A 15,232-nucleotide genomic window follows, 5' to 3' on the forward strand; every position below is an offset into this window, starting at 1 on the left:
ACAATTATTGTCTCACTACCAACTATTCCGGGAGATCTCCAAGACTACTACCGGTGTTGCCACGCAGAACTTGGGCGCTTCCTCGAACTGAGTAGCCGGTAGCCGATTCCTGTCTTTTCTTCAGCAGCGTGAGCGTATTATCGGCCGTTACAATCGGAGCGTGTTCGTACTCACCGGTCAACTCGACTTGCACGAGTAAATCAACCGCTCGCCAGATCGAGTACAGCAAGCAGGCAAACGCGAAGTAGAAGAGTCACAGCACAAAATTCTCCGGCATCGTTGCGGCTATGAACCGTTTGATGCTCTTGTAGCCGCTCTCGATTCCCCACCGGTATTCATACTCACGCAACAACCTCGAATCCCCATTCGTAATGAACACCGAAAACTGCCGATGTCCGTGCAATCAGAATTAGCTCGGCGTCGGTACACAATTTTAGTCTGTCACGTACCGATCCTGGTCCCACTGGAGTAACCGCTTTGCTTGGACTTGCTCACTCGTCCGCATCCGCTTTGGCCCGACGTATTGAAGCCCACGTTTAGCGATTTCCTCAAAGATGTGCTGACTGTCGAACTCCCGATCTATCAGGGCATTATCGACGAGAACATGCTCTTGGACGAAATCCAAAAAATCACGGACGATCTCCAATTGGGAATCGCCATTCCGAACTGGTTGTGCATCTAAAACGGTCGATACTGCATTTCACCCGATGATAGGCATACTCACCGTCATCTGGCCCATTATCTATGGTCCGAGTAACTTCGCCTCCACTTTTTGAAGATGTTCATGCAACGTGGACGCTGATATGTCCAATTCATCAGCCAATCCGTCTGCAGAGATACGCCGGGGCGTCGAATAGTAGCCCTCCTGTCGTGCGAGTTGAAAAACCTCATGCTGTCGGCGAGTCAGTCGATGAAGTGGCAGTCCTCCCAATCCCGTCCCCCAAGCCGCCTCTGTGACACCCAGTACGTCGATTTCTGCACCTACAGACTCACAAATCTCGTCAATGATCGACTCTACCTCTTCCCGATTGTAGTTAGTGAGGAGTCGCCAATACTCCACACCGTTGTTACCGTCCACGGGTTCCGCGTGGACGAAGCCGCGAGAGAGGAACTCGTCGCTGATTTGTGTCGTTCCGTCGTGGTCGATGAGAAGTCCTTTCGTCGCGTTCCCCGGTGTTGAGGTTGCTTCAAGTCGATGCATCTGGTTCACTTCTGAAACGACGTACACCTGTGGATGAGCACGAATTTGTTCGATCCCCGATGAAATCTGTGCTTCGGTGTTCGCGTAGATGGTGTAAAGTGTCGTCGTCCGACCGTCCTGTCTCGTCCGTGTTCCGTACCCGATCAACCCAATATCTAACTCCTCTGTTAATTCAATGACCCAGCAGTCCGGGTGCCAGACCACGAGAGAAACGCAGAGGGCCCTGTCTGTGTGTTCAGAAGCGTTCATGTGTAGTGTCTCCTGTGCTCGTTGCGATGTCGGTTTCCCTCGTGTTCGCCTGCTCAAAGTTCAGTAGCTTCTCTTTGAGGCCAGGATAGATATACCCACCGAGGGAGTCTGTGCCGACAACACGGTGGCAGGGAATGACCACCGGAATCGGATTCCGTGCGCAGGCTTGGCCGACAGCGATGGGTGCCGTTCCCAATCGTTCAGCTATCTGCCCGTAGGTTCGGGTGTCGCCGTATGCGATCGTGCGGAGTTCTCGATGAACATCGCCAGTGAATCCGTCTGTAAAATCGAACGTGAGTTCGAACTGACGGCGACGACCGTTCTCGTATTCAGCCAATTGCTCTCTGATGGTATGCCGCGGCTCAGCAATTCGTGTGGTGTCTAACTCGATTTGACGGGCGAATAGTTCGTACGTCATTGATAATTACTACTCACGAGAGATCGATAAAGATGGAACCGGTGATAGCAGGTCGTCCTGTTACTGGCTGTCGTCTTCTATGAGAACTGTGAGAAGAATACAAACTATGAGGGGAGACAAGGCACCAGCTTGGCGAGCATTCTTTGTCGGTGCGAGAACGATCAGTCCATTTCTTGTCGGAATTGTCCCGTTTGCGCTCGTCACAGGTGCGACAGCAGTACGCGTTGGCATGACCCCAAGTCAGGCAGTTGGAATGTCCCTATTTATGTTCGCTGGGACAGCGCAACTCGCTGCAATCGAGCTCATGAAGCAAGCCGCCCCCATGGGGGTGGTTGTTCTGACGGCCATCGTTGTCAACGTTCGACTCGTCATCTATAGTATTTCAGCTGGCACATATTTTGATGGGGAAAATGTGCCAAGAAAACTACTGGCTGCGTATCTCCTCACTGACGAGTCGTATGCAGTAACGTTCACTCGATTTCGAGAGGAGACACCTCAAGTTGGTCAGCGAATTTGGTTTTACATTGGTGCGGCTGGTGCACAATGGATAACGTGGCAAGCAGGAACATTGACGGGAGCTGTTTTTGGAGCAAATATTCCCGAAATCATCTCTCTGGATTTCATCATTCCGCTAACGTTCTTAGCGCTGTTGATGCCGTTACTCACCGACCGTGCATTTCGAGTCACCGCGATAGTAGCCGCCGTCGTCAGCATTCTCGGTGCGAATATTCCATTCAATCTTGGGTTCATCGTCGCTGTTATAGGAGGAATTTCGGCTGGAGTAATAATCTCCTCTCGAACAAAATCGTCTTCATCGCGATTAGGATTAACAAAGGACAGAGATGCAGACACTCCCAACGGTGAGAGATGATCCCGATGGTGACTGGCTACGATTCAGTGATGATTTGGGTCATCATCGTTGCAGCGGGTATCGGAACGTTTGTGCTCAAATTCCTCTTCTTTTTGATTTTCAGTAGAATCAACGAGATGAACCCGATAGCTACAAAAATTCTCAATTTTGTGCCAGCCGCAGTGCTTGCCGCATTGGTTGCACCCTCGATCCTCGTGATCTCTACCGAACTAAACGGAACACTTATTTTTGACACACCGAAGCTCATCGCGGGAGTCATTGCAGGGGCGGTTGCCTATCGTACGAATAACGCGCTTTGGACCATCAGTGTTGGACTCCTCGCTCTCTGGACGGCCAATCTGGTCCTCTGATTGCCACACTCGGTGTGCGTTCTCAGTATGGCATTCCTACAGAAGACCAACCGTACAGCTTCGAGGGATTGCATAGATTGAGAGATTTATCGTCAAAATATTCAATAGTTGTAAAGATAGAACCAGACAGGGGACTTTGAAAAGTTCGATTTTAGCCGCCAGAGAACTGAAGCGCTGCAGATCAATCCTCAAACAATCAGAATTTGTTCGAGGGGAGTTCGTGCATTGAGAGCGCCGATCTAAACTTCTGGTAATCACGAGGTCCGAGACGACGGCGGATTCGGCACCCGCTCGAACGTACGATTTCGGTCGACCGGTACGAGAATCGCTTCGAAGGGAACGACGAATCGGGCACCAATCAGTGTACCGACATCTCTGAAAGGACGGTGACGCAGTATACACCGCCGATGATGAGGAGAATTCCGATAGCACCGATCATATCTATCGGTTCGTTGAATAGGACGGTGCCGATAGCCGCGACGCCGACGATTCCCAACGCGGCCCACGTTCCGTACACGACGCCGATCGGCAGTTCCTCCAACGTCAGTGAGACCAGATAGAACGCCAACCCGTAACCGATAACCACGCCGAGACTGGGGACTGGTTGCGAGAATCCCTCCGAGAGTTTGAGGGATGTCGTTCCGACGAGTTCGGAGAAGATTGCGCAGGCGAGCAACACGTACGGATTCATACCGACAGCTCCAGCGCCGACGGATATGTAAATAGTGAAACAACCCGCCACTTCCGATTCGTTTTCACGAGGATGGCGTCCGACGGTGGCGGTTCGACATGCGACCACCGCCAGCGATTGAACGAACGGTAGCCACTCGTATCGAACCCCTCCGTGTAGTCGTCTCGCGAATCTCGCGATTGACCAACATATTTACTGGATGGGCGAGGACGACCACCCATGACGGAGTTAGGAGAGCTCGGATTGTCGAGTTACGAGGAGAAGGCGTATCGGACTCTGCTAGTGACTGGAGCGGTAACCGCAACCGAACTCTCCGAGGATAGTGGCGTCCCCAGAGGCCGCATTTACGATGTACTCAACGGTCTGGAAGCACGCACGCTCGTACGAACGCGGTCGGGAGAACCGAAACGGTACGTCGCCGTCGAACCGGAGACCGTCGTCGAGCGACTACTGGCCGAGCGAACGCACGAACTGAAGCGAGAGTGGAATCGCTATCGAGAGAGAGAGCCGAAACGGTGCGTTCGAACCTCCTACCCACGCCGCCGACCGAGAGCAATTTCTGGCTCGGGTCGCTCGGGAGCGACGAAATGGGGACGGCACTTCGACAGCACGTGCGTACCGCGGAGGAGTACGTCCACGCCGCCGTCGGAACACCCTACGAGAATGCGACGTGGGAAACGCTACAGCGGGAATTCGATGCGTTTCTCGAGGGTGCTAGCGCGGACATCGCTGTTGATCTCTTGCTTAGTGAAACGGTAGTGACGACGCTCCCGGATACGCTCCCACAGCGACTCGATGAACAGCCCGTCGACGTTACTATCAGGACGATTCCGAATGTCGAACTGTCGTTCGATGTGGTCGACCGAAGTGAGACGACCATCGACATTCCGCATCCCGTGTCCAGAGACGACCGCCTCGGGGTGGTGGGAGTCAAAAATTCACAGGTCGTCGAGGAATTCGAGCGGCACTTTCAGCGGCTGTGGACCGACGCGGAGCCACTCCTCGACTGAGGTCGATGGCCGACATCCAGGGTGGAAAGCCGACTGGCGAAGGGGAATCGACGGCACGGATGGGGCAGGCGCAAAATCGGGCGTCCACCCAAAAGACGAATTCGAGGACCGCGATCGTGTATCGTCAGGGTTCGCGGAGCGTGAACCACCAGTCGTGGTACTCGTAACCCTCCGCGTCGGCCTCTTCGCGGCGAGCGTCGGCGGCGGAAACGTCGCCCGGCGGCCGGAGGAGCACCTTGTCGCCGTGCATGTCGTTGTTCGGCCAGTTCGCCGGGGTCGCCACGTCCTCGTCGTCGGCGGTGACGAGGGCGCGGACCGAGCGGACGATTTCGTCCATGTTACGCCCGATTTCCTTCGGATAGTAGAGCAGCAGGCGAAGGATGCCGTCCGGGTCGACGATGAACACGGAGCGGACGGTGCTGGTGCCCTGCCCCGGGTGGATCATACCGAGCGACTCGGCCACGGTGCCGGTTTCGTCGGCGATGATGGGGAACGTGATCTCGGTGTCCATGTCCTCCTCTATCCATTCGGTCCACTTGATGTGCGAGTGAACCCGGTCGACCGAGAGCCCGATGAGGTTGACGTCCAGTTCGTCGAACTCGTCCATGTGCTGTTGGAAGGAGACGAACTCCGTCGTGCAGACGGGCGTGAAATCGCCGGGATGGCTGAACAGGACGAACCACTCACCGGCGTACTCGTCGGGGAGGTCCATCTCGCCGTGCGTGGTGTTCACGTGAAGGTCGGGGAACTGGTCGCCGATCAGCGGCATTCGTGCTCGGGAGGCGTCTTGCATGGGCTATCAGCATCGTATACCACAGGCAATAGTATTAATATTCTGTCATTATTCTTGCTGACACGTCTCGGTTTACTTTCGGATAGCTCCGGGATGCACGCGCGAAGCGAGCACCGACCGTGGAAAGGCCGACCGTCCCGAAAGCGCACCGAACATCTTCTCACGGCGTAGGATTCGGGGGGTTATTGATAATCACGGGCATCCAAGTTCCGGGTACGATGAGTAAACCAGTCCCGTTCGATGCGGTCCGCGAGTTCGAGGTAGACGGAACCTCGTACAAGATGGCGGACCTCACGGTCCTCGAAGACGAGGGCCTGTGCAACCTCGACAAACTACCGGTGAGTATCCGAATCCTCTTGGAGTCCGTCCTCCGGAACGTCGATGGCGAAACCATCACCGAGGAGGACGTTCGCAACGCCGCCTCGTGGCAACCCGAGGTTCCGGACGTCGAACTCCCATTCACGCCCTCCCGCGTGGTCCTGCAGGACCTCACCGGCGTTCCCGCGGTCGTCGATTTGGCGGCGCTTCGCTCCGCGGCGGACCGTGCGGGCGAGCAACCGTCCATCGTCGAACCCGAGGTTCCCATCGATTTGGTCATCGACCACAGCGTCCAAGTCGATTACTTCGGATCCGAGGACGCCTACGAGCGGAACGTAGAGATGGAGTACGAGCGGAACGCCGAACGGTACAAGGCGCTCAAATGGGCACAACAGGCGTTCGAAGACTTCAACGTCGTCCCGCCGGGAACCGGCATCGTCCACCAGGTGAATCTGGAGTATCTGGGCCGCGTCGTCCACGACCGCGACGTCGATGGGGAGAACTGGTTGTTCCCGGACACGCTGGTCGGGACGGACAGCCACACGCCCATGATCGGCGGCATCGGCGTCGTCGGGTGGGGCGTCGGCGGCATCGAAGCGGAGGCGGCGATGCTCGGCCAACCCATCACGATGAAGCTCCCCGAAGTGGTCGGCGTCCGCCTGACCGGCGAACTGCCCGAGGGCGCGACCGCGACCGACCTGGTTCTGCACGTCACGGAGCAACTGCGCGACGTCGGCGTCGTGGACCGCTTCGTGGAGTTCTTCGGTCCCGGCGTTTCGAACCTCACCGTCCCGGACCGGGCGACGCTCTCGAACATGGCCCCCGAACAGGGATCGACTGTCAGCGTGTTCCCGGTGGACGAGGCGACGCTCGACTACCTCGAACTCACGGGACGCAAACCCGAGCACATCGAACTCGTCCGCGAGTACCTCGACGCGCAAGGGCTGTTCGGCGAGCAGGAACCCGAATACACGGAAACGGTCGAGTTGGACCTCTCGACCGTCGAACCCAGCCTCGCCGGGCCGAAACGCCCCCAAGACCGCGTTCCCATGGGCGACATGCGGACCCACTTCCGAAACCTGCTCTACGACGAGTTCGGAGACGAACTCGGGGACGTGGACGAGGAAGCCGTCGCCCGCTGGCTCGGCGAGGGCGGCGCGGGTGGCAACGCGGAGGGAACCGGCGCGTCCACGGACGGCGGAACGGTGGCGGAGCCGGAAACGGCGGAAGCGCCGGCGGAACCCGACCTCGGTGAACTCACGAAACGCGTGTCCGTCGAGATGGACGACGGGTCCGAGGTCGAAATCGGCCACGGCTCCGTGGTCGTCAGCGCCATCACGAGCTGTACGAACACCTCGAACCCCTCGGTGATGCTCGCCGCGGGGCTGCTCGCCAAGAACGCCGTCGACCGCGGCCTCGACGTCCCCGACTACGTGAAGACGAGCCTCGCGCCGGGAAGCCGCGTCGTCACGGAGTACCTCGACGCGTCCGGCCTCCTCCCGTACCTCGAAGACTTGGGGTACAACGTGGTCGGATACGGCTGTACGACCTGTATCGGCAACGCCGGACCGCTCCCGGACCCCATCGAGACCGCCATCGACGAACACGGTCTCTGGACGACGAGCGTCCTCTCGGGCAACCGGAACTTCGAGGCGCGCATCCACCCGAAGATTCGTGCGAACTACCTCGCCAGTCCGCCGTTGGTCGTCGCCTACGGCCTCGCGGGGCGGATGGACATCGACCTCGAACGCGAACCGCTCGGGACGGACGACGACGGCGAACCGGTCTACCTCGCCGACCTCTGGCCGTCGTCGGACGAGATTCACGCGGCCGTTCACGACAGCGTGGACACGTCGATGTTCGAGGACAAGTACGCCTCCGTGTACGAGGGCGACGAGCGCTGGAAGGGCCTCGAAGCGCCGACCGGAAACGTGTACGAGTGGGACGAGGAGTCCACGTACATCCGCGAACCGCCGTTCTTCAAGGACTTCCCGCTGGAGGAACCCGGCGTCGCGGACATCGAGGACGCGCGCTGTCTCATGTTGCTCGGCGACACCGTGACCACCGACCACATCAGTCCCGCCGGTCCCTTCGGCCCGGACCTGCCCGCGGGCCAGTGGCTCCTCGACCACGGCGTCGAACCGCACGAGTTCAACACCTACGGGTCGCGGCGCGGCAACCACGAAGTGATGATGCGCGGCACGTTCGCCAACGTGCGAATCGAGAACGAGATGTTGGACGACGTGGAGGGCGGCTACACCATCCACCAGCCGACCGGCGAGGAGACGACCGTCTTCGAGGCGTCCGAGCGCTACCGGGAGGACGGAACCCCGCTCGTCGTCGCCGCCGGGACGGAGTTCGGAACGGGGTCGAGCCGCGACTGGGCGGCGAAAGGAACCGACCTGCTGGGCGTGAAGGCCACCATCGCGGAGAGCTACGAGCGCATCTACCGTGACAACCTCGTCGGCATGGGCGTCCTGCCGCTCCAGTTCCAGGACGGGGATTCGTGGGAATCGCTCGGCCTCGACGGGTCCGAGACGTTCTCCGTCCACGGCCTCGACGAGGGACTCGACGTCAAAGACGAACTCGCGGTCGTCGCGGAACGTGAGGACGGTTCGACAATCGAATTCCCGGTGACCGCCCAAGTGGGAACGCCCGCGGCGGTTCGGTACGTCGAGAACGGCGGCATCCTCCACCTCGTCCTTCGGCGGTTGCTCACGGAGTGACTGTCCGACTCCGACCGTCGAATCAGAGCACGCGAAAGACGCGAACCGTGTCGCGGTTACCCCGTTCGCGGACGAGTTGGGCGAGGCCGAGGTCCGAGAACACCCGCTTCCAGTTCCGGTGGTACAGCGGGAACTCGTCGTTGACGTAGCTCACTTTCTCGGAGCCGCGACCGCGCTGCGGGCTGTTCCCCTCGTTTTCGGCGGTGATGATGAGGTCACCGGTGACGCGAATCAGTTCTTCGAACACCCACTCGTTCTCCGGATGGATGTGCTGGAGCGTTTCGACCGAGTAGATGACGTCGAACGCGTCGTCCGGGAACTCGGGGAGGAGGTCTTCGATAGCGCCGGTGTGGAACGTCCCCGTCGCGGCGAGTTTCGGATATTTCTCGGCCATCACGTCGAACGACTCGTCGTTGATGTCGATGCCGGTGAGGTTCGTGTACCCCTCGTCGCGGAGGCGGTCGAGGTGACGTCCCGAACTACAGCCGATTTCGAGAATCGCCGCGTCCTCCTCGACGTAGTACTCGAAGACGGTGCGAAGGGTGTCGCTCACCTCGTTCGCCCCGATTCGAGCGTAGTAGGCGGGCGAATACGCCCCCGAGCGCTCGGCCCAAGTGCGACGATTGTCATCCGGTTCCATAGCGGATATCTCGTGGGGAGGGAGTTAAGCGCCGTCTTCGACGAGCGTGCTGGCGGCGTCGATGACCGCCGTCGCCGTCTCGCTGCTTACCCGATTCGCGGCGAAGGCCGCCCGTTCGTACCGTTCGGTCACGTCGGCGATGGTCGAAAGCGTCTCGGCGGCGAGGTCGGCCTCCCGGCAGGCGTTGTAGAACTCCCAGTGGGTCGATGTGGCCGTCGGAACCACGGCGTCGAATCGGTCGCGGGTCGCCGCGTACCCCATCTCGACGGCCGTCTCGAATTCGCCCGCATCGCGGGCCGAACGAGCGCGGTCGAGGAACGCCGCCGCGGACACGGACGGGTCCGTCGTGGCGTCGTCCGATTCGGTCACGGCATCGACATCCGTTGCCATTCCGTCGCGTCCGTCGGGGTCGGCGTCGCCGCCACCGAAGTCGGAGCGCCAGAGGAAAAAGCCGCCGAGCGTGATGAGGGCGGCCACGCCGAGACTCACCAACCAGCCGCGGGTCGTCGAGTCTAGCGGACCGTCGTCGGCGCCCGAAACCGCGATTTCGGTCGCGGTGAGCGCCGACTCGACGTTCTTTCCGCGGCCGTCGAACCGCGCGACGAACGTCGCGTTGCTATCCGCGGGAACGAGAGACGGCGGCAGGACGAGGGAAATTCGATAGGTGCCGTTTTCGTCCGTCCGGGTGGACGCGACCTGCGTCCCGTTGACGAGAATCGACACCCGTTGGTCCGCAACCGGTGTGTCGGTCGTCGTAGTGAGATATCCGGAGAGGTCCACGCTCCGCGTCTTCCCGGTCGTTCCCGAGAGCGTGAGCGTCGTCGCCGACGATTCGACCACGACCGGAGCTGTCGCGTTCAGGGCGTTGAGCGCGCGGCCACGGAAGGGAAACGCGACGCGGATGGCGCTCGAATTGGCGGGGACATCCGCTGGAAGCGTCGTGTTGAAGGAGAACGAACCGTCCGGGCCGGTGCGCGTCGTTCCGAGTCGCGTCCCCCCGAGGAAGACGGCGAGCGGCACGTCGGTTGCGCCGACCTGCCGAGCGTGGACGCGCCCCGAAACGGCCACAGTGTCGTTGTACCGCACCCGCCGCGTGTGGTTCGAAATATCGATCATGGCGGCGACACGGGAGACGTTTGCTTGAACCGTCGCGTTCGAGCCGAGATAGATGGACCCGTTGGTGGGGTGGTACTCGACGCGGAAGGAGCGGTTACCGCGCGACACCACCGCCGGTCTGCCGACGAGCGAGAACGACCCGTTCTCGCTCGTTCGGACGCGTTGTGAACGATTGCCACCCAGACGAAGCCAAATAGATTGGTTCTCGAGGCCGGTATCGTTCTCGTCCGTCAGTCGGCCGGTGACGCGAATCGGGTCGAAAAACGAGACGTTCGGCGTCCGTATCGTCGCCGTCAGGTTCGTCTGGGTGAACTCCGCCTTGCGTACTGTCGCCTGCTGACTGGAGATGTTTTGCGTGACGTTTCGAATCCGCCCCATCTCGCCCGCCGTGCTGGTGTTCGTCCGATTCGAGAGGCGGTTATAGTTCGTCGTCAGGTTGCTACTGGAGCGGTCGATGTCCTTCTGGAGACGTTCGAGTTTCCGTGCGAGCGTGCGGGCTTTCTCGTCGTTTCCGTTCTGCTTCGCCCGCTGGTAGCGGTCGTACAGTTGGCGGTAGCGTTGGACGCGCGAGACGTATTGTCGTTGGCTCCGTTGAGCGTCCCGGATGGTTTTCGCCGTTTTGTCGTCCGCGGTTCCGTCCGTCTGTCTCGAAACTTCGACGTACTTGCTCAGGAGGTCGTCGTAGTCGTCGCCGAGGACCGAGTGGGCTTTCTCGTATTGGCCCTGCTCTATTTTCACGGTACTCGACCCGAGTTGCGACGAGAGCCGACCGGACAGCCACTGTTCGAGTTCCGAGACGTCACCCTCTGACTGCACGTCGTCGGGGTTTTCGTGGTGAACCGTGGAGTTATTGCGGGCGAACGAAGCCGTCCCGACGTGTTCCGGTTGGGAGGAAAATCGGGCGACGTCGGACGTCGACACTGCCGCTGCCTGTGCGGGCAGTACCGTAGCTACGAGGAGGAGGGTGAGAAGACCGAGCGATGCGGCAGACCGAGACACATCTATCACGTCACAGTCGTCCGTGAAAACAGCTTCTTTCTGTGAGTGGTACTATCTGGAATCAATCACATTCGTCGGCACCCCGTCGTCCGAAGGGTGAAATCACACGAGTGCGCGGCCGAAAGCCGCCGATTCCAACGATTCCGTTCGTCCGCGTATGCCGATAGTCGTCGGCTATCGTCACATCAGTCGTCGCGTCGTCCGTCACAACGAGGAACTCCCCCTCGCATTCCAGAGATTCGGTCGGGATGTGGCGAAGGTACCGGTTGTACTCCGGCGAGTAGCGCATGGCCGAGTCGCGGAGCGACCGGTCGTGGACTCGCCAGACCGCGTTTTTGTCCGCGTCCCGACACCGTCGAACCGTCCATCGGCCGTGTTCGTCAGGCATTCGTTGACCAACGGGAGGACGAAACGGGTGTAAATAAGTCCACAGGAAGGGAGGAAGAAGGGGATATTTCGGCTTTCAATACAATACATTAAATTGGGAGGGGGAAGGTTGTCAACGGTATGGAGGTGACGCGCCGATACGAAGTCGGGGTGGTGCTCGGCTGTCTGCTCGCGGGCGGAGCGTTGCTGTTCGACCAGCTGCTGCTCCTCGTCGGAGCGGCCGGAATCGGTGCGTCGCTGCTCGTCCGGCAGTATCGGTTCACGCGCGACGTGTTGGCCACCGCCGACGCGCTCACCGTGACCCAATCGATGTCCCAGCGCCGCGTGGCGACCGACGAGGACACGTCGGTCGCCGTCAGCGCGACGCTCTCCGAGCCGTCGCCGCTCGCCGTGGCGGTCGAACCCCGCCCGCCGATGACCGCGACCGAACGCGACCCGGAGAACCAATCGTTCACCCTCGCCGCCGGGGAGCGAGACGCGACGACGACGTTTTCGCTCCGCTGGCCGGTCGCCGGGAAGTTCGAGTGTGAACCGCCGACCGTAACGCTCACCGACCCGGCCGGGCTTTTCCGCTCGGCGGTGCCGATGGGAGACGCCGAGAGCGTGACCGTCGCGCCGCGACGGCCGCGAGCGCTCCACGTTGGGATGGGCGGCGAGAGCATGTCGACCGCGTTCGGCGAGCACAAGACGGGCGACCGCGGCGTCGGTCTCGACCCGGCCGAGATTCGCCAGTACGTGCCGGGAGACACGATGCGGCAGATAGATTGGAAGGCGACCGCGCGGATGAACACCCCGCACGTCCGGGAGTTCGACGCGGAAACCGACCTCTCGACCGCCCTCGTCGTCGACCACCGGTCCTCGATGACGACGGGAATCGAGGGGGAGACGAAACTGGATTACCTTCGGCACGTCGCGCTCGCTTACGCCGACAACGCGCGGACGAACACCGAACCGCTCTCCCTGTACACCGTCGGTGATGCTGGCGTGACGACCACCCGCCAACCGGACGCGAGCGCCCGACATTACACCGACATCGAAACGCGACTGCACGACCTCGTTTCGACCGCCGTGGAAAACACGACGGAGACGGACCCGACGACGAACGGTCCGTCGGGAGCGCGGGCGCAGACGCCGCGTGAGGCCCGCGAGATGGCGACGCATCTCCGGTCGGAGGACTCGGCGTTCGGGCGGACCCTGCTCCCGTACGTCGTCGAGTCGGAGCGATACGTGCAACGAATCGAAGGCGACCCGCTCTACAAGACGGTTCGAACCTACCTCGGCGGCGTCCGCGGGTCGGTGATGACGGTCATCCTCACCGACGATACGCATCGGATGGAAGTTCGGGAGGCGGTCAGGGCGGCGCGACGGCGCTCCGAGCACGTGCTCGTCTTCCTCGCGCCGACGGTGTTGTTCGAGCGCGGGGGTGTCGGAACCGTCGAGAGCGCATACGAGGGCTACGTCGATTTCGAGGAGTTCCGGCGCGACCTCACGCGAATCGACGGCGTGACGGCGCTCGAAATCGCCCCCGCCGACCGAATCGAAGCGATTCTCGCCGAAACGCGACGAGCGAAGGAACCGGCCGCGGGGGGACGGTAACGATGCGACGCGAACGTCCCACGTGGCTAGGCGGCGTCGGCGCACTGCTCGTCGCGGTCGGGTGCACCGTCGCAACCGGTTTGCCGGGATTCATCGCCGGAACGGTGCTCTTCGTGCTATGGTACACCGTACCGACGCTCTACACGGTGGCGTTCGGACAGTTGGTCGTCGCCGCTCTCGCCGACGACATCGGCGTCGCGTTCCTCGTCCTGCTGGAACTCGGACTGCTCGCCGTGCTCGTGGGACCGTCGCTCAGGCAAGATAGACCGGGCTGGCGAATCGGCGTTACGAGCGTCGTCGCCGCCCTGTTCGGGGGGGGAGCGCTGGCCGTCTATCGGTGGAGCGGCCGACTCCCGTTGGTCGTCGGCGGCGTCGTGCTCGTCGTCGCCGTCATCTCGTACGGCCTGCATCGGTACGAACGCGTCGCGCTCGGACTCGTAGAGGACAACATATGAGTAACCAATTCGCTTCATCGACCACGAACGACGACGACCGGCGGGCGGCGTCGGACGACGCATCCGTCGCCGACCTCACCGCCCGACTCGAACTGCTCGCAGAGGAGAACGAACGATTGCGCGACGAGTACCGTCGCGCACGGCAGACGAGTTACCGGCGGACCGCGCTCGGAATGGCCGGAATCGGCGCGCTGGCGGGACTCGGCGGCCTGCTGTTTCCCTCTTCGCAAACCGTTCTCTTCGCGCTGGGCGGAACCGGACTGTTCGCCGGGGTACTCACGTACTTCCTCACCCCGGAGCAGTTCGTCTCGGCGTCGGTCGGCGAGCGAACCTACGCCGCCCACGCCGCGACCGGTGCCGAACTCGTCGAGACGCTGGGGCTGTCGGGGACGTCCGTCTACCTCCCGACCGGAAACGCGGCGGACGAGAACGCGGGCGTACGGCTGTTCGTCCCGCAACACCGCGAGTACGACCTGCCCGACGGGGACGATGCGACGACGTTGTTCGTCGTGACGGACGACGAGCGCAAGCGAGGGGTTGCCGTGCCGCCGACGGGGGCCGGACTGTTCCACGAGTTCGAGGGGATGGTCGGCGACACCGCGGACCGCCCCCCCGAACTCGCAGATCAACTCGCAGACGCGCTCGTCGAGGGGTTCGAACTGGTCGAGAGCGCGACGCCGGACGTGGACGAGGACGGCCGCGTCACCGTCGCTATCACCGGGAGTCGGTACGGGGCGGTAGACCGGTTCGACCACCCCATCGCGTCGTTCGTGGCCGTCGGACTGGTGCGCGGGACGGACCGCCCGGTCACGCTCGAAAGCGCCGAAAGCGACGACGACCGGTCGGACTACCTCGTCACGTGTCGGTTCGACGACGAGGAGTAAGTCGAACGGGAGTCGCGTCACGGACACGCGGACGACGAACGTTCGTTGTCGGAAGCACCGCTTTACTCCTCTCGGTGGCATATCTGGTGAGCATCGACGGGATAGCGGAGTACTTCAAAATCCTCGCACAAGCACAGTTTACTGTACTCGGAATCTTCATTTCCGTCTTCGTCGCAAGCGTCACCGGAGCGGAATATCCCGGCGTTACGGCCTATCTATACCGAAACGACGGACGGATTACGCGGACGCTCGAGATTTTAATCGTATCGCTCGTGAGTCTGGTGTTCTTCCTCGGGTCCACCGGTGGGCCAGCGGAGACGTACGGTGGTGCGATTCCCGCGACCATAACCGAAGCGGTGCGAGAAGGATTGGACGACATCCTTCCGAACGGGCGAAGCCGCTGAGAATTCTTTCGTCCGAGTGAGAATCGGGCGATGGCCAGCGACGGAGGGGGAAATGTAAATTGGTAAATTTGATCGAGGCTGAAAACCCCATCAACATTCATAACAGTTAATGGTCGATGAGTCG

At 61.1% G+C, this 15,232-nt stretch carries 14 protein-coding genes and 2 pseudogenes; 8 read left to right on the forward strand and 8 right to left on the reverse strand.

The genetic code is table 11. From position 1 onward, the window contains the following. Positions 1–47 precede the first annotated feature (47 nt). The 3 genes and pseudogenes from B208_RS24780 to B208_RS0117700 form a co-directional block, all read right to left on the reverse strand. Positions 48–700: pseudogene (locus B208_RS24780) on the reverse strand (transposase); the annotation flags it as partial. 42 nt (positions 701–742) lie between these two features. Next, positions 743–1,450, reverse strand: a complete 708-nt coding sequence (locus B208_RS0117695) for a helix-turn-helix domain-containing protein (protein ID WP_007981017.1) — start codon at positions 1,448–1,450, stop codon at positions 743–745. Then, entirely contained in the window at positions 1,437–1,868 is a 432-nt protein-coding gene (locus B208_RS0117700; protein ID WP_007981018.1) for a methylated-DNA--[protein]-cysteine S-methyltransferase, read from the reverse strand. Before B208_RS0117700 ends, B208_RS0117695 begins: the two co-directional genes overlap by 14 nt. 106 nt (positions 1,869–1,974) lie before the next feature. Here B208_RS0117700 and B208_RS23390 point away from each other — a divergent pair, with 106 nt between their 5' ends. Both B208_RS23390 and B208_RS0117710 read left to right on the forward strand, forming a co-directional pair. After that, positions 1,975–2,739, forward strand: coding sequence for an AzlC family ABC transporter permease (locus B208_RS23390; protein WP_073096671.1), 765 nt, complete (start codon positions 1,975–1,977; stop codon positions 2,737–2,739). Between the two features lie 5 nt (positions 2,740–2,744). Continuing rightward, complete coding sequence (locus B208_RS0117710; RefSeq protein ID WP_026177925.1) at positions 2,745–3,089, forward strand: AzlD domain-containing protein; 345 nt, start codon at positions 2,745–2,747, stop codon at positions 3,087–3,089. Positions 3,090–3,447: 358 nt separating this feature from the next. Here B208_RS0117710 and B208_RS0117715 read toward each other — a convergent pair whose 3' ends face one another. Then, positions 3,448–3,780 (reverse strand): DMT family transporter, encoded by a 333-nt coding sequence (locus B208_RS0117715; protein ID WP_007981021.1) that lies wholly within the window; start codon positions 3,778–3,780, stop codon positions 3,448–3,450. 219 nt (positions 3,781–3,999) lie between these two features. Between B208_RS0117715 and B208_RS25055 the strand changes: the two are divergent. After that, positions 4,000–4,790: pseudogene (locus B208_RS25055) on the forward strand (TrmB family transcriptional regulator). A gap of 124 nt (positions 4,791–4,914) precedes the next feature. Here B208_RS25055 and B208_RS0117730 read toward each other — a convergent pair. After that, complete coding sequence (locus B208_RS0117730) at positions 4,915–5,583, reverse strand: peroxiredoxin (RefSeq protein WP_007981025.1); 669 nt, start codon at positions 5,581–5,583, stop codon at positions 4,915–4,917. 218 nt (positions 5,584–5,801) lie between these two features. Between B208_RS0117730 and B208_RS0117735 the strand changes: the two genes are divergently transcribed. Then, positions 5,802–8,627 (forward strand): aconitate hydratase, encoded by a 2,826-nt coding sequence (locus tag B208_RS0117735; protein ID WP_026177926.1) that lies wholly within the window; start codon positions 5,802–5,804, stop codon positions 8,625–8,627. A 22-nt stretch (positions 8,628–8,649) separates the two neighbouring features. Here the strand turns inward: B208_RS0117735 and B208_RS0117740 are convergent, their stop codons facing one another. The 3 genes from B208_RS0117740 to B208_RS0117750 form a co-directional block, all read right to left on the reverse strand. After that, on the reverse strand, positions 8,650–9,267 hold the full coding sequence (locus tag B208_RS0117740) for a class I SAM-dependent methyltransferase (RefSeq protein ID WP_007981028.1): 618 nt from the start codon (positions 9,265–9,267) through the stop codon (positions 8,650–8,652). A gap of 24 nt (positions 9,268–9,291) precedes the next feature. Next, positions 9,292–11,382 carry a hypothetical protein gene (locus tag B208_RS0117745; protein ID WP_232423856.1) on the reverse strand — a complete coding sequence of 697 codons (2,091 nt, stop codon included), beginning with the start codon at positions 11,380–11,382 and terminating at the stop codon, positions 9,292–9,294. A 61-nt stretch (positions 11,383–11,443) separates the two neighbouring features. Continuing rightward, entirely contained in the window at positions 11,444–11,770 is a 327-nt protein-coding gene (locus B208_RS0117750) for a hypothetical protein (protein ID WP_007981030.1), read from the reverse strand. A gap of 119 nt (positions 11,771–11,889) precedes the next feature. Here B208_RS0117750 and B208_RS0117755 point away from each other — a divergent pair, with 119 nt between their 5' ends. From B208_RS0117755 to B208_RS0117770, 4 genes are all read left to right on the forward strand, one after another. Further along, positions 11,890–13,365 carry a DUF58 domain-containing protein gene (locus tag B208_RS0117755; protein ID WP_007981031.1) on the forward strand — a complete coding sequence of 492 codons (1,476 nt, stop codon included), beginning with the start codon at positions 11,890–11,892 and terminating at the stop codon, positions 13,363–13,365. Positions 13,366–13,367: 2 nt separating this feature from the next. Then, positions 13,368–13,820 (forward strand): hypothetical protein, encoded by a 453-nt coding sequence (locus B208_RS0117760; RefSeq protein ID WP_007981032.1) that lies wholly within the window; start codon positions 13,368–13,370, stop codon positions 13,818–13,820. Then, on the forward strand, positions 13,817–14,704 hold the full coding sequence (locus B208_RS0117765; protein ID WP_007981033.1) for a hypothetical protein: 888 nt from the start codon (positions 13,817–13,819) through the stop codon (positions 14,702–14,704). Before B208_RS0117760 ends, B208_RS0117765 begins: the two co-directional genes overlap by 4 nt. Positions 14,705–14,790: 86 nt before the next feature. Then, positions 14,791–15,108, forward strand: coding sequence for a hypothetical protein (locus B208_RS0117770; RefSeq protein WP_007981034.1), 318 nt, complete (start codon positions 14,791–14,793; stop codon positions 15,106–15,108). Positions 15,109–15,232 lie beyond the last annotated feature (124 nt).

This window comes from Haladaptatus paucihalophilus DX253, assembly GCF_000376445.1.
GTDB lineage: Archaea > Halobacteriota > Halobacteria > Halobacteriales > Haladaptataceae > Haladaptatus > Haladaptatus paucihalophilus.